Origin of the sequence: Sphingobium sp. SJ10-10, from assembly GCF_036038995.2 — a bacterium.
Taxonomy (GTDB): domain Bacteria; phylum Pseudomonadota; class Alphaproteobacteria; order Sphingomonadales; family Sphingomonadaceae; genus Sphingobium.
Genome location: NZ_CP158132.1, coordinates 1,586,896 through 1,602,964, shown reverse-complemented (window position 1 = coordinate 1,602,964; position 16,069 = coordinate 1,586,896). Strand labels below are relative to the sequence as shown.

Genomic DNA, 16,069 nt, shown 5'->3' with positions numbered 1-16,069 from the left:
ATCTGGCCGCCCGCGCGGGGGAGGGGGGATTGCGCGGGCGGCCTTGGCCCCGGGGGGAGGGACCTATTCGCTGTCGACCAGGACGATTTCGGCGTCCTCGATCGCCTTGATGGTGATGGGCGCGCCGCCGATGATCGCGGCGCCATCCCGCGCCTCGAAAATCTGGCCTTCGATCTCGACCCGGCCCGTTGCGGGGACCAGATAGAGGTGACGCCCTTCGCCACTCTCATAGGTCACGCTCTCGCCCGCCTTGACCGTGCCGCCCAACAGGCGGGCATCGGCGCGGATTCGCAGCGCTTCCTTGTCGTCGTCATGGCCGCTGGCCAGCACCACCAGCTTGCCGGACCGATCGCCCTTGGGGAAAGGCTTGGCGCCCCAGCTCGGCTGGCCGCCCCGGCTGCGCGGAATGACCCAGATCTGGAAGAGCGTCGTCGTCTCGTCCTCCAGATTATATTCGGCATGGCGGATGCCGGTGCCCGCGCTCATCACCTGGACGTCGCCGGCCTCGGTGCGGCCCTTGTTGCCCAGGCTGTCCTGATGGGTGATCGCGCCCTTGCGGACATAGGTGATGATTTCCATGTCCGCATGGGGATGCGGCGGAAAGCCGGAGCGCGGGCCGATTTCATCGTCGTTCCACACCCGGATCGCGCCCCAGTGCATGCGGGCGGGATCATGATAGTCCGCGAAGGAAAAATGATGCCGCGCATTCAGCCAGCCATGGTCGGCATGGCCGAGCGAGGCGAAGGGGCGGCGCTCGATGCGACTCCCGACGGTCGTGCTCATATGCTTGCCTTTCGAATGTTGCCGTCCGCTTCCCAAACGGGCGCTTCCGGCTTGCTTTCCGATAATCTAGCGATCAGGATCGTTTCTTGAATAAGCAGCATTGAAACGGATTGTTTCCTTATGCGTCTTCCCGATTTCGAGGCCTGGGCGATGTTCGCCGCCGTGGTCGAGCATCGCAGCTTCACCGACGCCGCCAAGGCGCTGAGCGTTTCCAAGGCTACCGTGTCCAAGGCGGTGTCCCGGCTGGAGCAGCATCTCGACACCAGCCTGTTCAGCCGCACCAGTCGCCGTCTTGCCCTGACCGAAAGCGGCAAGCGGCTGGCGGATCATGCCGCGCGCATCCTCTCCGAAGGACAGGCGGCGGAGGAGGCGGCGCGGGATGAAACGGCGGAACTTTCCGGCACGGTTCGTCTGGGCGCGCCGATGACCTTCGGCCTGCTCCGCGTTGCGCCGCTGATCGCGGAATTCACCAAGCAGAATCCGCAGGTGGACATTGATCTGCACCTGTCCGATGCGCAAATCGACCTGGTGGAAATGGGGCTGGACGCCACCATCCGCATTGCCGACATGCCCGACAGTTCGCTCCGCGCCCGGCGGCTGGCGGATGTCAAAGTGCATGCCGTCGCTTCGCCAGCCTATCTGGCGGAGCGGGGGCGCCCGACTCACCCGTCGGACCTCGGCGGCCATGACTGCTTGTGCTATTCCAACACGCCGACGCCCGACGTCTGGCGCTTTTCTGGCCCCGGCCAGCAGAATGTCGTGGTGCAGGTCCGCGCCCGGATAACGGTTAACAGCGGAGAGGCGATGCTGCCCGCCTTGCGCGCCGGCGTTGGCATTGCCCGGCTGCCCGACTTCATCGTCGGTGAAGCGATGGCGTCAGGCGAACTGGAAGAGATTCTGGTCGACTGGCGGCCGCCGCTCTTGGGCATTCATCTGGTCACGCCGCCGTCGCGTCTGCGGCCGGCGCGGGTCGACGCGGTGCTCGACTTCCTGACCCGCCATCATGGCTGTTGAAGGCTCGTTTCGAAGATGAATCCATATTGACTCCATCTGAATCATTTCGACCTCAAAACATTGCAAACTGATTCAAAATCGCGCGACTCGTGGATTTCTGCCGGTTAGCGAAAAATTAACCTTTGTCCTTCAGAAGTTTTTTGGTTAATGAATTGGAGCGGCTGCCGTTCTCTGGGGGTGAACGGGACTGCTACGCAAAGGGGCTTCACATGCGCGTGCTGCTAATCGAAGACGAACCGACGACCGCCAAGGCGATTGAGCTGATGCTCACGACCGAGGGGTTCAACGTCTACACGACCGACCTTGGCGAAGAGGGTCTCGACCTCGGCAAGCTCTATGACTACGACATCATCTGCCTGGACCTGAACCTGCCGGACATGCACGGCTATGACGTGCTCAAGAAGCTCCGCGCGGCCAAGGTGCAGACGCCGGTGCTGATCCTGTCCGGCGTGGCGGAGATGGACAGCAAGGTCCGTTCCTTCGGCTTCGGCGCCGACGATTATGTGACCAAGCCGTTCCATCGCGAAGAGCTGATCGCCCGCATCCATGCCGTGGTGCGCCGCTCGAAGGGCCATTCGCAGTCCGTCATCCGCACCGGCAAGCTGGCGGTGAATCTGGACGCCAAGACCGTGGAAGTGGACGGCAACCGCGTCCATCTGACCGGCAAGGAATATGCGATGCTGGAGCTGCTTTCGCTCCGCAAGGGCACGACGCTGACCAAGGAAATGTTCCTGAACCACCTCTATGGCGGCATGGACGAACCCGAACTCAAGATCATCGACGTCTTCATCTGCAAGCTGCGCAAGAAGCTGGCGCTGGCCTGCAATGGCGAAAATTATATCGAGACCGTCTGGGGCCGCGGCTATGTGCTGCGCGATCCGGACGAAGCGGAAGAGTTCGCCACCAAGGTCGCCTGACGCATCCCGCATTCGTCCCGGAAATAGAAAAGGCCGACGATCCGCGAAGGATCGGCGGCCTTTTCTGTTTACCGCCTCAAAATGGGGTCAATCCCATTTGAAGCGGGTGTCCAGGCCCGGCAATCGGGTTCTGAAACCCGGCCTTTTCGTGTCTACCGAGGGTCGGAAATTTGCGGGAACCCGATAGGATGTCTCAACCGGCTTGTCGGCCGGGGCAGGGCTTTTTACGCTTGCGGGATTGATCGAAGCGTTGAGATGCACGCCGAAGGCCTGACCCTTGCGCCAGACGATCCTGCCCTCTGCGGGCGCGCAATCGGGCAGTTCGATGATCACGCTGTCGTCCAGGGCCAGTTCCAACTCGCATCGTCCGCCGATGCCCAGTTCCGAAACGTCGCGGACCAATATGTCGATTTCGCCGTGGCGCGGATGGCGCATGCGCGCCTTCAGCAGCCGACGCTGCCGGTCATGCAGGCGCTTTGAAAGAAATTCCGGATCGGAATCGGGCATGAACTCCCGCAACTCTTCCTTCTTGGCGTCCTGACGACCCCGATTGCGACCTCATTCCGTTCGGACCCTCGCCCGGCGGAATGCCTATAACTTTGGTTTAACCCTTTTACAGGGCAATGGAAAGTTGGATGATGACAACCCAATTGACCAGGCCGTTTCGGCCCTAGCTGATAGGGAAAGGCCGGCCATCCCGATGGGAGGACCGGCCTTTGGATCAAGCGGTGGGGCGGAAGGGGGGTGGCTGAAAGCCGACTGTGGGGCCGCCCCGTCGGGATGTTATTGGTCCGCTTGATCCGACGTGGAAGAACCATGCGATCCTGAAGCTTGGCCCGATGCCTGGCCCCCGCCCGAAAGCTGCCCAGCGGCATCGATCGAGGCTGCTCCATTGGCGGTGTTCGCGATGCCGCTTGCAGTCCCGGCCGCGCTGCCGGCTGCGTTGGCGGCCCGATCATGGGTCGCGCTGACCGCCGAGTCCGCACGGGCGCGGGTGTTGGCGACGGCGCTGGCGGTGCGCTCCCGCGCTGCGCCCGCCGTGCTGCCGGCCTGATCGCGCACGCCGCCCACGGCGTTGCTGACGTCGCTGGTGCCCAGCGTATCGGCGGTCAGACTGCCGCCGGCGGATCCGCTCGCGGAGCCGGACGCGCTGCCGCTATGGCTCTTGCCATGACGGCTGACCGATCCCGTGGCGGAACCGCTGCCGCTGCCATGGCCCGAACCGCTGGCGCCCACGCGGCCACTTTCCAGGTCGATGCTGCGGTCGAGGCCGATGCCGCCGGAACCGCCAAGCGTGCCGCCCAGCGATCCGCCGACACCACCCAGCGCACCGCCAAGGCCGCCGCCGAGCGCGCCGCCACCCCCGCCGCCCAGCAATTGGGCCGAGGCGGGCGCCGCCGTCAGGGCGGCAAGAGCGGCGGTGGCAAGTAGGAATTTGACTTTCATCGATCGTCTCCTTGTTCGTTGTCGATCCGATGAAAGGACAACGGAAGGGCGATCCAGTTTAATCCCAATCCGCCGAAAGAATTTTGCAAGATATTGAAATTCAATCAATATTTCTGCATTCGCTGCAAATGACCGCTGGCCCTGCGCCGCGCTTCGCCTCCGAGCGCAGGGCGCGAACGCTGCCGGTGGCGAACAGCCGCCCCGCCACCAGCGGCGCCGCGAAGGAGGTGCCCCGCACCCTGCCTTTGCCGCCATCGGGACGCGCCGCATTCATGTCCGCTCCCGGCGCGGCGAAATCGACATGGCGCGCTCGCCCGGCTTCGGGCAGGACGCGCCCGCGCCCGTCAATGCCGGTGACGGCGATCACGTCGGGATAGGAGGCGGGATAGGCGGGAGGCGCCGCTGGTCCGTCATTGCCGACCGCCGCGACCACGGTCACGCCCTTGTCCCGCGCCAGACGGATCGCGCCCGCCAGCAGCGGATTATCCGGTCCCACCAGACTGACCGTCACCACGCTGGCCCCACGCGCCGCCATCCATCCGAGCGCCCGCGCTATCGCAAAGGCGCCGCCGCCAGCCGGATCGTCGCCATAGACATCGGCCACCAGCAGCGGCACGCCAGGCGCTGCGCCGCGCACGCTGCCCGCCCCGCTGATGAGCGACGCCACCGCTGTCCCATGGGAGCTGGCGCGGGGAGCGCCACGGGCAAAGCCCTGTTGCTCGACCGGACCGCTCAGCGCCGGGTGGCGCGCTACGCCTCCATCGATCAGTCCCGCCGCCTTGCCCCGCACCGGACCAGCTTCCGCAAGCGCGGCAGCCGTCATTCCGATCGAGGGACCGCTGGGGAAATAGAGATTGTCGGCGCTCGCCTGCGCTTCGGGGGCGATCGACCGCACCTGTTTCAATGCGCGGGACAGGCTGCGGCCCTGCGGCACGATCAGGCGGGCAATGCTGAGGTCGAGCCCCTCAATCGCCGCATTTTCGACCCCATAGCCCGCTGTGCGCAGCGCCTCGATGCTTTCTGCTCCCGCGCCGGTCAGCAATATGACGCCCCGCCGTGCCGGTTCGCGCCGGTCGTCCAGTTCCACCGAGTCCGCATGTCGTCGCAGCAGATCATCGATCCGCGCCGCTCGCACCGCCACCAGCCGGTCTGCCAGACGAGCAGGCGACAGCCGGTCCAGGCCGGACTGGTCCAGCGTTCCTTCCACCCGGTCCAGCACATTGGGCACGATGCCGCCCACCTGCCCCAGCGCGTTGCCGGAGGAAGAGAGCAATTGAGCCTGTGCGCCGGGCGCGGTCAGCAGCAGACCGGCGACGATCCATGGTCGTGCGAATTTCATCTCGACCTCTCTACCACCGGCGCGTCCCGTCCTTTCGCTCTCAAAATGATTCATCGCGAAAAAATTTCCGATACAAGATCCATCTTCAGGGATGAAACGGCGGGCGACGGTCGTTTCATCCCTGACGGACAGAAATGGAGACCGGATGTCGTTCGAAAGCGATCTGTTGGCGATCCTGCCCCGGCTGCGGCGTTTTGCCGCCAGCCTGTCGCGGGACCGCGCCGATGCGGACGATCTCTGTCAGGCGGCGCTGGAAAAGGCGCTCAAGGCACGCGATCAATGGCAGCCGGGGACGAGACTGGATAGCTGGATGTATCGGATCATGCGCAATCTCTGGATCGATGAGGGCCGCTCGCGCCAGCGCGCCGCCCGGACTTTCGCGCCGGAAGAGGCGGGCGAGCATGTCGGTCATGCGGGTGACCGCGATATGGAGGCGCATGTCATGCTGTCCGATGTGGATCGCGCCATGCATGCCTTGCCCGACGAGCAGCGGGAGGCGATCGCGCTCGTGCTGGTCGAGGGGCTATCCTACAAGGAAGCGGCCGATGTGCTGGGCGTTCCCATGGGAACGCTGACGTCGCGGCTGGTGCGCGGGCGCGGCGCGCTGATCGAACTGCTGGGGGAAGCGGCATGACCGACATCGATGAAGCCATGTTGATCGCCTGGGTCGATGGCGAACTGGACGAAGTCACGCGGCGGCGCGTCGATCGCGCCGTGGCGGAGGATCCGGCCCTGGCCGAGCGGCTGGAGATGCACCGTCGCTTGCGGGAACGGCTGTCGGGCCATTATGCCCCGGTGGAGGCGGAGCCGGTGCCTGCCGGACTGCGGGCGCTGTTGGAGGGGAATGCGAAGGTCGTCCCGCTCGTTCGTCCTGCGGCCCCGCGCTGGCGTCATTGGGGAACAGGCGGCGCCATTGCCGCCAGCCTCCTGCTGGGTCTGGGCATCGGGCATCTGTCGGGCGGGCCCGAAGGGCCGATTGCAGTCGAGAAGGGCGCCATGATCGCCAGGGGCGAACTGGCGTCAGCGCTCGAAACCCAACTCGCTTCCGCGCAGGAGGACGCGCCGATCCACATCGGTCTCAGCTTCCGGCGCAAGGGCGGCGGCTGGTGCCGCAGCTTCGAAGGGCAGGCAGTTTCGGGCGTCGCCTGTCGCGAGGGGGAAGGCTGGCAAGTGCAACAACTTGTGCCGGGTGCAGGGCAGCAGATGGCCTATCGTCAGGCATCCTCGGGCGATGCGCGTATCATGGCGACGGTCGATGCACTGATCGATGGCGCCCCGCTCGATGCCGCGCAGGAGAAGACGGCAAAGGACAAGGAATGGCGTTAGAATAGCGGCTGCTTTGGGTGGTTTCCCGCCATTCCCCCTCCCGTAAACGGGAGGGGGCTAGGGGGTGGGCTGGCGCGACATCAGCGGCGATTTTCAACGGCTAACCGGGAAGCTCGCTTCGCTCGCACCCACCCCTAACCCCTCCCGTTTACGGGAGGGGAATGTCTTGGAATGGCCATTTTCAGACCCTCCTTCCCATCATCCGATCCTGACCGTGGAGGACTGGCTAAGGATCATGCGTTGCCCAATGGCTACAGAATCCAAAAAAACATCCTATTCCGCCGACAGGGCAGGATTGCGCCTGTCCTATTCCGCGCCAACGGGCCTATCCCGCATCCCTCTTTGAAACGTCCGGCACATCGCGTCGCCACGCATACGCGCGCGCAGGCACGTGCGCGCGTACACTGTGAACTTCGGCGTGAAATGGTCGGTTGTCGTCATTTCTCCGCCACAGGCCATGCGAAGGGGAGGCTGTTCTCTCCCGTTTGCGTACCCTCCGGATCGAAGCGGCGTTCGGTGATGGTCCCATGGCCTTGCGCGTCGATAGCGATGATCGTGCTGCAGCGGGTGCCATAAGCCGGATTGCGGATGAAGATGGGGGAGATCAGGGCTTCGGCGGGAACGTCGGAAGGGGTGTCGGGAGCGATACCCGCGTGGGGCAGGCTTTCCAGGCGGAGGGCATCGAACAGCGTCAGGGGATCAACGGCCTCGGTCATCAGCCAGTCGAGCAGGGCCGATTTAAGCGCCAGCGTCTTGGGCCAGGGCGCGTCGAGCGTGCCGTTGGAGAGGCCGTAGAGGCCGGGGGTGAGTTCAGTCCGCAAGGGGGCGGGGCGATTGGTAAGGAAATGGGCCTGATTCCGGTCGAGCAGGATGAGGTTGAAGGGATTGAAATCCTCCAGCGCAACAGCTTCGCGGCCTGCCAGAAGATCCGTCACCAGCGCGCCGCGAGAGGCGCGATCGGGGCGGGGATCGCCATAGCCGCGCAAATTGGTGACGATAGCGGCGCGGCCTTGCTCCGACACGCCCAGCCAGGTTCCGCCCGAAAGCAGGTCGCGGCCCGCGATCAGATGGTTCGGCGGCTCCCAGCGGGCGAGCGGTGCGGCGGGGCGGGCGTGCAGTTCGTCGCGGTTGCCGATCAGGATCAGCCGCCAGCGCGGATGCGCGTTCCACGCCATTGCCATGATGCACATGCCTTCATCCTCCTGATCTGCGACGGCTTGATAAACCGTCCGCGCCTCTCCATATAGGCGCGTGCCGGGTTCGCCCGGCTATGGTGATAAATCGTGTCGTGCAATAGGCGCAGCGGACCCGGGGGCGGTACCCGGCGGCTCCACCACATATCCCGGCTTTGCGCGGGGTGTTTGACGGGGCCGAACTAGGATCGACGTGTGTTGAAAAGCGATATTTTCACCCGGCCTGAGTACGCCGTAAAAAGGTTCAAAACACGTAAGTGCCAACGATAACGAGGCTCTTGCTCTTGCTGCGTAATTGATGGCCTCACGGCCGGACATTACTCAAAAAGAACGCGGTTGAACCCACCGGGCAACAGAAGGGAATTCAGCGGCCTCCGGAGGGGCCGGGCAACAGAACCCTCCGGACCTTCAAACATTATTCGGATTTCGCGGCGCGGGCGCTCAATGGGCCTCATGCGCCGTTTTTGCGATTCGAATCGGGCATCGCATAACTCGTTCATTCGATTACATTTTTATGACACTATTGCGTAAAATTTGTAAGTCATTGTTTTAAAATAAGTAAAAATCCTTTTTTGGCCTTTGTTCGCATCTTGTCCCCATGTCATCAAAGTGAAATACTCATCGCTATTATAGAAGGTTTTTTTTGGGAGAATCGGGATGAAGAAGGTGGCTGCGACTTTCGGTCTGGCGCTGCTTGCGTTTTCGCCGGCCGTGGCTTTCGCGGCACCTGACGAGGTGGTCGTCGTTGGCGTGCCTGATGGCCACTTGGCCGCGGGCGCTCTGGTATCGGGCGATTATGCCCATGCGGCGCAGCGGCTGGAAGTCGTGCGTCCCGACGCGGCCAACGACCCCGCGCGGCTCATCAATCTGGGTAACGCCTATGCCGGCATGGGCAAGATGAAGGCGGCGCGCGCGGCCTATAAGGCGGCCCGTTTCGCGCCGGATTCACTGCTGGTCACGGCCGATGGCAATGAGTCCTCCTCGCGGGATATCGCGCGGCGGGCGATGGGCCGTCTGGAAGCGCAATACGCCATGCGCTGAAACTGCATGGCGAAGCCCTGGGTGCAGGGAGAGGGGGCGTCATCCCAGCATAGGGGTGGCGCCCCTGCTTTATGTTACGCGCCGCGCTCTGTCGCAAAAATGAAATAACTGTCTTTAAACTGTCATTTTAAAGACGCCATTTCGTCACTAAATCAAAATCATGCTGTCATGCGCGCGTCCTAGCTGCCCCCTCTGAGGGCGACAGGGGGCGTTGTCCGATTCGAGTTCCCCTTGCGCTCCGCATCACATCACAAGCCGGCCTGGGCCGGAGCGGAGACGACATGGCCAAGATTAACCGTTTTCAAACGATCCTGATGGCGGGCTGCGCCTGCGCGGCGCTGAGCGCTTGCGGCGCCGACGACATCGCTTCGCCCGGTGAGGGCACGATCGTCCTGCCGACGCCCACCCCCACGCCGACTCCGACTCCCACGCCGACGCCTACACCGACGGCGGTGACGCCGGCCTCGGGTTGCCCGACGATCGCCGGTTCCGACCAGTTGCAGGATCTGGGCACCATCACCGATGGCAGCAACACCTGGCGGAACTGCGGCTTCCCGGCCCGTTTCAACAGCACGACGGCGATCGCCAAGACCACGGGCGTTATCTACTCGCTGCCCGGCCGCGTCGATGTCGGTACTGACCAGGGCGCCGCGAGCACAGGCACCAACGTCACCCTGTCGATCGATCCGGGCGTCGTGGTCTTCGCCAGCACTGGCAACGCCTATCTGGCGGTCAATCGCGGCAATAAGATCAACGCCGTCGGCACCGCCGCCAGCCCGATCGTCTTCACCAGCCGCGAAAACGTGACCGGCGCCGCGACTGACCAGTCGTCGGGCCAGTGGGGCGGCATCGTGCTGCTCGGCCGCGCGAAGATCACCGATTGCGACGCACCGGCCGCCGCGCCGGGCACCACCGCCTGTACGCGTGACACCGAAGGCACCAGCAACGCCATTTTCGGCGGCGCGGACGATGCCGACAATTCGGGCCGCCTGAGCTATGTCCAGATCCGTTATTCCGGCTTCGTGCTGGCGAACGGCAAGGAATTGCAGGGTCTGACCCCCTCGGGCGTCGGCACCGGCACGCAGATCGACCATATCCAGGTCCACAACAGCTCCGACGACGGTATCGAGGTCTTCGGCGGTTCGACCCACATGAAATATCTGGTCCTGACCGGCAACGAGGATGACAATCTCGACACCGACGTGGGCTTCCGCGGCACGGCGCAGTTCATCATCTCGATCCAGCGCGCCAACGCCAATATCGGTGACACCTTCACCGAGACGGACTCCAACCCCATTGCCGGCGCGGCCAGCAATGCGAGCGAGGATGCGCTGCCCCGTCAATATCTGAAGGTGGCGAACTTTACCCACATCCAGCGGTCGAACACCGGCGACGACGGCGCGGCCATGATGCTGCGCGGCGGCGCCGACCTGGCCATGGTGAACGGCATCATCGTCAGCCCCGACCAAAGCTGCCTGCGCATCAACAGCGCGTCGACCGTGCGGGATGCCGATCCGGCGCTGCAGGATGCGGGCAAGCCGCGCTACCTGTCGGTGGTGATGCAGTGCAACGCCACCCCGTTCAAGGGCACGGGCGGCGCGGACGTGGCGCTGGTCCAGTCGATCTTCACGACCGATCCGAACAGCAGCTTCAGCTACACGCCGTCGCTGACCAGCCTGTTCATCAACGGCGCGACCGAAACCGCCCGCACCGCGATCGACCCCAAGACGATCGACAGCAACTTCACCACCACCAACTATGTCGGCGCGGTGAAGGACAGCAACGACACCTGGTATGCGGGCTGGACCTGCAACTCGGTGACGGCGAGCTTCGGCAGCACGAGCAAGAACTGCACGGCCATTCCGACCACCTGATCGGTTCCTGACCTCAACAGGGGCGGGGAAGCGTGCATCCGGCGCTTCCCCGCCTTCTTTGCACTGAATTTCCTTTGGGGGACATTTGCATGTCACAGCCGCTGAACATGGCGCGCCTGCTCCTGATTTCCACCGCGCTGGTCGCGCCTGCGGCCATGGCCCAGAATGCCGCGCCCACGCCGCCTGCCACCTCCGGCACGCCCACGCAATCCGAGGAAGCGGATGCGCAGGCCGGCCGGATCGACGTTTCCATCCCCGGTTCCGACATCATCGTTACCGGCCGTCGCACCAGCAATGTGTCGCAGGCAGCGCCGCAGGTGGTGAACGTGTTGTCGGCCGCCGACATCAAGCGCACGGGCGAGGGCGATATCGCCGGTTCGCTCCAGCGCGTGACCGGCCTTTCGGTCGTGTCGGGCGGCTATGTCTATGTGCGCGGCCTTGGCGACCGCTATTCGCTGGCGCTGCTCAACGGTTCGCCGCTGCCCAGCCCCGAACCGCTGAAGCGCGTCGTGCCGCTCGACATTTTCCCGACCAGCGTCATCGCCTCGACCCTGGTGCAGAAGAGCTATTCGGCCAACTTCCCCGGCGAATTCGGCGGCGGCGTCATCAACCTCACCACCAAGGCGATTCCGGTCGAAAGCTATCTGGAACTGAGCGTCGGCAGCTCCGCCAATACGGAAACGTCGGGTCAGCTCGGCTATACCTATTATGGCGCCAAGTCCGACTGGACCGGCTTCGACGACAGTTCCCGCGACGTGCCGCCGTTGCTGGCGGAGGCGTTCAAGAGCGGCGTGCCCTTCTCGAACATTCCGCGCAGCGACTTGCAAGCAATCTCGATGCAGTTCCTCAATGCCAAGACCTCGGTGTTGCAGCGGACCAACAGCCTGCCGTTCAATTTCTCCGGGTCGCTGAATGGGGGCACCTCCTTCGACGTCGGCAGCGACGGGCGCATGGGGCTGTTGCTGACCGCTTCCTACAGCAACAAGTGGCGGACGCGCGAAACGCTCCAGCAAGCATCGACCGACCTCAGCCAAGCGCCCGGCAAGACCGGCACGCAGGTCAACACGGACAATGAGATCACCGTCAACGCGCTGTTCGGCGTCGGGCTGGAACTGGGCGAGCAGAAGATCCGCTGGACCAACGTTTATATCCGCGACACGCTGAAGCGTGGTGCCCTTTCGCTCGGCCAGAATAATGGCGAGATTGAAGGCGCGGATTATATGAAGCAGAATACCGCCTGGTATGAGCGGCAGTTGATCGACACGCAGTTGGTCGGTGAGTTCAAGCTGGGCGATGCCCTCAGCCTGGACATGCGCGGCGGCTATGCCAATTCGCAGCGCGAGGCGCCCTATGAGCGCGAGTTCGAATATGTGCGGACCAATCGCCCCCTTGCCATCGATCCGGTGGGGGATCGCTTCATCAACGCGCTCAACCGCCAGCGGGGCGACGCGTCGATCACCTTCAGCGATCTGACCGAGGATCTGTGGTCGGCGGGCGCTGACCTCAGCTACAAATTCTCGCCTGCCTTGACGCTGACGGCGGGCTATGCCTTTAGCGATACGAAGCGCAGTTCGTCCCGCTATGAACTGCATTTCGATGCGACCAACCTGCCGATCGGGGCGCAGCAGATGCGGCCCGATTATCTGCTGTCGGACGCCGCGATCCAGCTTTACGATATGACGCTGCTCGACTTCTCGGGCAATTATCCGGTCTATGATGCCGCGCTGCGCGTTCATGCCGGCTATGGCCAGGTGAAGGCGGAGCTGGTGCCGGGCGTCACCGTCGATGCGGGCGTGCGCTATGAAAAGGGCAAGCAGTCGGTCACGGGCATCGACGTCTACAATACGGGCGTGACGCCGGTGAACAAGATCGACAAGAGCTACTGGCTGCCCGCCGCGACAGTGACGTTCGAAGCGGCCAAGGGTCTTCAGTTCCGCATCAGCGGGTCGAAGACCATCGCCCGCCCGCAGTTCCGCGAACTGATCGCGCAGCCCTATATCGACACGGAATCCAACCGCTTCTATCGCGGCAACCCGTTCCTGCAGGACAGCGAATTGTGGAATGCCGAAGCGCGGGCCGAATGGTATATGGGGCGCGACGAGCGGCTGACGCTGGCGGGTTTCTGGAAGAAGATCGACAATCCGATCGAAACCTACACCACGATCAACGACAAATATGACGTGACCACCAGCTTCGCCAATGCGCCCGAAGCGACACTGTATGGCGCGGAGATCGAGGCGCAGAAATATCTGCCGCTGGACGGCTGGTCGGATGCCGCCTTCTTCCAGAGCCGCCGGATCGTGCTGATCGGCAACTATACCTATACCCAGTCGAAGCTGAAGGTCAGCGACGGCGACACCACCATTCCCTATAGCTACACCACCGGCGCGTTGCCGGCGGCATCGGACTATTTCCAGGATGGCGTGCCGCTGACCGGGCAGTCGGATCATCTGGTGAACTTCCAGATCGGTCTGGAGGATACCGACAGGCTGTCGCAGCAGACGCTGTTGCTGACCTATGCCAGCCCACGCGTGACCAGCCGCGGGCCGAACCTTCAGCCGGACATCCAGGAAAAGCCGGGCCTGACCCTTGATTTCGTGGCGCGTCAGGCGGTGAAGCTGCCGGGCGGGATCAACAGCGAGTTCAAGTTCGAGGCTCGCAATATCACCGGCCGGAAATTCCAGGAGTTTCAGGAACTGGACGGCAACAAGGTGTTCTATAATCGATACAAGATCGGCACGACCATTGCGGCCTCGCTGACGGTCGCTTTCTAAGCGTAGTTCTTACTTCGCTCCCAAGGCATCGAACGGCCGATCCGCGTCTGGCGGGTCGGCCGTTCTGATTCTGGAACGATTCGCCTGCGCAACCGGTTCATGGTAAAGGCTCCGCTCCATCGGTCATGACCATGGAGTGCGCGGAGGCGGCGGCGCGTGAAACGGGAAGTCGAACTGAAGCTGGAACTGGCGCCTGACGCGGCGGACGCGTTCGGGCTGCTGGCTTTTCTTCCGGCGGACAGCGACGTGGCGCATTTGCACGCAATCTATTTCGACACAGCCGATCGGGATCTGGCGGGGCGTGGGATGAGCCTTCGCATCCGGCGGGCGGACGGTGCACGGGTCCAGACGGTCAAGGATGACGGGAAAGGCGGGGCGGGGTTGTTCGCCCGAGCGGAGTGGGAAATGCCGGTCGCGGACGACGTACCCGTTCTGGATGCGCGCACGCCGGTCGCCGCGCTGCTGGGGGAGGCAGTGCATGCCATCGAGCCGGCCTTTCACGTCGATGTAGAACGGCGCAGATGGATCGTCGAGCAGGATGGGGCTGTCATCGAACTGGTACTCGACCGGGGGCAGGCCAGTGCTGGGGACCGGCAGGCGACGATCTGCGAGGTCGAGTTGGAATTGAAATCGGGCGTGCCGGATGCCCTCTTCCTCCTGGCGCGGCGGATCGATGCCGAAATTCCGGTGCGGCCCGGCGTGCTGACCAAGGCCGAAAGAGGATATCGCCTGCGCGACGCGGTCGCTGCCTCCGTCAAGGCGGAGCCGGTGGCGCTGGACCCGTCGATGACGGCGGAGGAGGCATTTTCCCGGATCGCCGGAAGCTGTCTGCGCCATTATCGGCTGAACGAGGCGCTGCTGCTCGATCATTATGACGCCAGGGCGCTGCATCAGGCGCGGGTCGCGGTCCGGCGTCTGCGGTCGGCCTTCTGGCTGTTCATGCCGATGCTGGAGAAGGCGGACGTCGCGCGCTTTCAGGGCGAGCTGAAATGGTTGGCGGCCATGCTGGGCGAGGCGCGCAATCTGGATGTCCTGGCGGATCGGGCGGAGGAGGGCGAACTGCGCGACCGGCTGGATGCCGTGCGGACAGAAGCGCATGGCCGGGTCAGGCAATGGCTTGAATCGGCGCGGGTGCGGGCGCTGCTGATCGATCTGGTCGAATGGCTGACATTGGGGACTGGGCAGGCTGAGGGCGAGCGCGCTGAGCCGGCCGTGGACTTCGCCGCGCGGCGGTTGCAGCGGCTGCACAAGCGGATCGCGAAGCAGGGCGCGCATCTTGCGAAGCTGACCGACGAGGCGCGTCATGAAGTGCGCAAGGATGCGAAGAAGCTGCGCTATGCCTCCGAATTTTTCGCCGGGCTATTCGCGGGTAGGAGACAGCGGCGGCGGCAGGCGAAGTTCATCGCTGCGTTGGAGGAGGTGCAGACAGGTCTGGGCGAACTGAACGATCTGGTCGCAGCGCCGGGGCTGTTGGCGCATTATGGGCTGAACGGCGAGCACGGGATGCAGGCCCGGCCGAAGAAGAAGCGCAAGCTGATTGCCGAGGCGGCCGACGCTCATGAGCAATTGGTGGAGGCTCCGCGTTTCTGGCGCTGAATTCAGGTCCAGGGCCGTTCGCGATACCATTTGGTGATGACATGCTTGACGCCGCTGCGGACCTTCATGCCGTGATGAATGCTGGCGGAATTATATTCGCCCGGACCTAGCCGGTTGTTCCAGGCGAGCAGCTTGCCGGTTTCGGGCTGCACCGTCTTGCCGATCTTGACGAAGCGGGTTGCGCCGCCTGCCGCCGGTTCATTGAGATAGACCATCAGCGTCCAGGTGCGGTTGCCTGCGACCGTGCAAAAGCGTTCGAAATCGGAGCCTTTGGGTTCGAAATAGTCGGTATGCGCCTTGAATTCCTGGCCCACGGCATAGCGCTGGCCCTGGATCGGTTCGCCATGCGCGGGATCGATGCCCGCAAAGGCCGCCAGTTTCGCGTCGATCGTCGCGACGAACGGATCGGCGGCCTCCAGGTCGCATGTCTCGCTGGTGCGGAAATATCCGTCGCCATTGGCGTCCGCGATAGTGGAAGGGCGCCTGTGAGCGTCGATCCGTTCGATCAGCTTCGCGCATTCCTCCGCCGAGAGGAAATTGCGCTGAATGAACAGGGTGAGATCGCGGTTGGGGACGCGCTGGACGCGGGGGTGGGCGGCGATCCAGGCCGGATCGGCGTCCGGGGCGGATGGAGGGGGGCTATTGGCCATCATGGGTCCAGGATACGGAAACTGCGCCCGTTGCTATCGCTGGCCGCGCGAAATGCAAGCACCGTCGTTTCCGGCGTTGCGATTGTCATTAAAGCGTCACAAGAGTGTCATCCGGC

Annotated in this window: 14 protein-coding genes and 1 other RNA gene; 9 read left to right on the top strand and 6 right to left on the bottom strand. The window is 63.9% G+C overall.

Annotated features, from left to right (window positions below; all coding sequences use genetic code 11):
* Nucleotides 1-63: 63 nt before the first annotated feature.
* A complete protein-coding gene (locus VVT58_RS07615; protein WP_327753521.1) occupies nucleotides 64-783 on the bottom strand; it encodes a pirin family protein in 720 nt (239 codons plus the stop codon).
* A 120-nt stretch (nucleotides 784-903) separates the two neighbouring features.
* Here VVT58_RS07615 and VVT58_RS07610 point away from each other — a divergent pair, with 120 nt between their 5' ends.
* Nucleotides 904-1,797 carry a LysR family transcriptional regulator gene (locus tag VVT58_RS07610; protein WP_066555821.1) on the top strand — a complete coding sequence of 298 codons (894 nt, stop codon included), beginning with the start codon at nucleotides 904-906 and terminating at the stop codon, nucleotides 1,795-1,797.
* Between the two features lie 209 nt (nucleotides 1,798-2,006).
* Nucleotides 2,007-2,714, top strand: coding sequence for a response regulator transcription factor CtrA (gene ctrA / locus VVT58_RS07605; protein ID WP_007688543.1), 708 nt, complete (start codon nucleotides 2,007-2,009; stop codon nucleotides 2,712-2,714).
* 87 nt (nucleotides 2,715-2,801) lie between these two features.
* Here ctrA and VVT58_RS07600 read toward each other — a convergent pair whose 3' ends face one another.
* The 3 genes from VVT58_RS07600 to VVT58_RS07590 all read right to left on the bottom strand — a co-directional run bounded on the left by VVT58_RS07600 (nucleotide 2,802) and on the right by VVT58_RS07590 (nucleotide 5,553).
* Complete coding sequence (locus VVT58_RS07600) at nucleotides 2,802-3,221, bottom strand: hypothetical protein (RefSeq protein ID WP_066561532.1); 420 nt, start codon at nucleotides 3,219-3,221, stop codon at nucleotides 2,802-2,804.
* Nucleotides 3,222-3,497: 276 nt separating this feature from the next.
* A complete protein-coding gene (locus VVT58_RS07595) occupies nucleotides 3,498-4,160 on the bottom strand; it encodes a hypothetical protein (RefSeq protein WP_327753522.1) in 663 nt (220 codons plus the stop codon).
* Between the two features lie 100 nt (nucleotides 4,161-4,260).
* Nucleotides 4,261-5,553 carry a S8 family serine peptidase gene (locus VVT58_RS07590; RefSeq protein ID WP_327753523.1) on the bottom strand — a complete coding sequence of 431 codons (1,293 nt, stop codon included), beginning with the start codon at nucleotides 5,551-5,553 and terminating at the stop codon, nucleotides 4,261-4,263.
* A gap of 91 nt (nucleotides 5,554-5,644) precedes the next feature.
* Between VVT58_RS07590 and VVT58_RS07585 the strand changes: the two genes are divergently transcribed.
* On the top strand, nucleotides 5,645-6,133 hold the full coding sequence (locus tag VVT58_RS07585; RefSeq protein WP_066555825.1) for an RNA polymerase sigma factor: 489 nt from the start codon (nucleotides 5,645-5,647) through the stop codon (nucleotides 6,131-6,133).
* Nucleotides 6,130-6,825: an anti-sigma factor gene (locus tag VVT58_RS07580; RefSeq protein WP_327753524.1), complete on the top strand. Its 696-nt coding sequence runs from the start codon at nucleotides 6,130-6,132 to the stop codon at nucleotides 6,823-6,825. Before VVT58_RS07585 ends, VVT58_RS07580 begins: the two co-directional genes overlap by 4 nt.
* A 437-nt stretch (nucleotides 6,826-7,262) precedes the next feature.
* Here VVT58_RS07580 and VVT58_RS07575 read toward each other — a convergent pair whose 3' ends face one another.
* Entirely contained in the window at nucleotides 7,263-8,015 is a 753-nt protein-coding gene (locus tag VVT58_RS07575; protein WP_327753525.1) for an NRDE family protein, read from the bottom strand.
* 23 nt (nucleotides 8,016-8,038) lie between these two features.
* Between VVT58_RS07575 and ssrA the strand changes: the two genes are divergently transcribed.
* From ssrA to VVT58_RS07550, 5 genes are all read left to right on the top strand, one after another.
* Nucleotides 8,039-8,385: a transfer-messenger RNA gene (ssrA, locus tag VVT58_RS07570) on the top strand.
* A 290-nt stretch (nucleotides 8,386-8,675) separates the two neighbouring features.
* On the top strand, nucleotides 8,676-9,059 hold the full coding sequence (locus VVT58_RS07565; protein WP_327753526.1) for a tetratricopeptide repeat protein: 384 nt from the start codon (nucleotides 8,676-8,678) through the stop codon (nucleotides 9,057-9,059).
* 281 nt (nucleotides 9,060-9,340) lie between these two features.
* Nucleotides 9,341-10,933, top strand: a complete 1,593-nt coding sequence (locus VVT58_RS07560; protein ID WP_327753527.1) for a hypothetical protein — start codon at nucleotides 9,341-9,343, stop codon at nucleotides 10,931-10,933.
* A gap of 89 nt (nucleotides 10,934-11,022) precedes the next feature.
* Nucleotides 11,023-13,707, top strand: coding sequence for a TonB-dependent receptor domain-containing protein (locus VVT58_RS07555; protein WP_327753528.1), 2,685 nt, complete (start codon nucleotides 11,023-11,025; stop codon nucleotides 13,705-13,707).
* A 156-nt stretch (nucleotides 13,708-13,863) separates the two neighbouring features.
* Nucleotides 13,864-15,303, top strand: a complete 1,440-nt coding sequence (locus VVT58_RS07550) for a CHAD domain-containing protein (RefSeq protein ID WP_327753529.1) — start codon at nucleotides 13,864-13,866, stop codon at nucleotides 15,301-15,303.
* 2 nt (nucleotides 15,304-15,305) lie between these two features.
* Here the strand turns inward: VVT58_RS07550 and VVT58_RS07545 are convergent, their stop codons facing one another.
* A complete protein-coding gene (locus VVT58_RS07545; RefSeq protein WP_327753721.1) occupies nucleotides 15,306-15,953 on the bottom strand; it encodes a 2OG-Fe(II) oxygenase in 648 nt (215 codons plus the stop codon).
* Nucleotides 15,954-16,069 lie beyond the last annotated feature (116 nt).

Bases quoted from the DNA above. Each gene is read 5' to 3' on its own strand.
- VVT58_RS07600 (WP_066561532.1), bottom strand. From the start codon at position 3,221: ATGCCCGATTCCGATCCGGAATTTCTTTCAAAGCGCCTGCATGACCGG.
- VVT58_RS07590 (WP_327753523.1), bottom strand. From the start codon at position 5,553: ATGAATCATTTTGAGAGCGAAAGGACGGGACGCGCCGGTGGTAGAGAG.
- VVT58_RS07565 (WP_327753526.1), top strand. From the start codon at position 8,676: ATGAAGAAGGTGGCTGCGACTTTCGGTCTGGCGCTGCTTGCGTTTTCG.
- VVT58_RS07595 (WP_327753522.1), bottom strand. From the start codon at position 4,160: ATGAAAGTCAAATTCCTACTTGCCACCGCCGCTCTTGCCGCCCTGACG.
- VVT58_RS07545 (WP_327753721.1), bottom strand. From the start codon at position 15,953: ATGGCCAATAGCCCCCCTCCATCCGCCCCGGACGCCGATCCGGCCTGG.
- ctrA (WP_007688543.1), top strand. From the start codon at position 2,007: ATGCGCGTGCTGCTAATCGAAGACGAACCGACGACCGCCAAGGCGATT.
- VVT58_RS07615 (WP_327753521.1), bottom strand. From the start codon at position 783: ATGAGCACGACCGTCGGGAGTCGCATCGAGCGCCGCCCCTTCGCCTCG.
- VVT58_RS07575 (WP_327753525.1), bottom strand. From the start codon at position 8,015: ATGTGCATCATGGCAATGGCGTGGAACGCGCATCCGCGCTGGCGGCTG.
- VVT58_RS07560 (WP_327753527.1), top strand. From the start codon at position 9,341: ATGGCCAAGATTAACCGTTTTCAAACGATCCTGATGGCGGGCTGCGCC.
- VVT58_RS07580 (WP_327753524.1), top strand. From the start codon at position 6,130: ATGACCGACATCGATGAAGCCATGTTGATCGCCTGGGTCGATGGCGAA.
- VVT58_RS07555 (WP_327753528.1), top strand. From the start codon at position 11,023: ATGTCACAGCCGCTGAACATGGCGCGCCTGCTCCTGATTTCCACCGCG.
- VVT58_RS07585 (WP_066555825.1), top strand. From the start codon at position 5,645: ATGTCGTTCGAAAGCGATCTGTTGGCGATCCTGCCCCGGCTGCGGCGT.
- VVT58_RS07610 (WP_066555821.1), top strand. From the start codon at position 904: ATGCGTCTTCCCGATTTCGAGGCCTGGGCGATGTTCGCCGCCGTGGTC.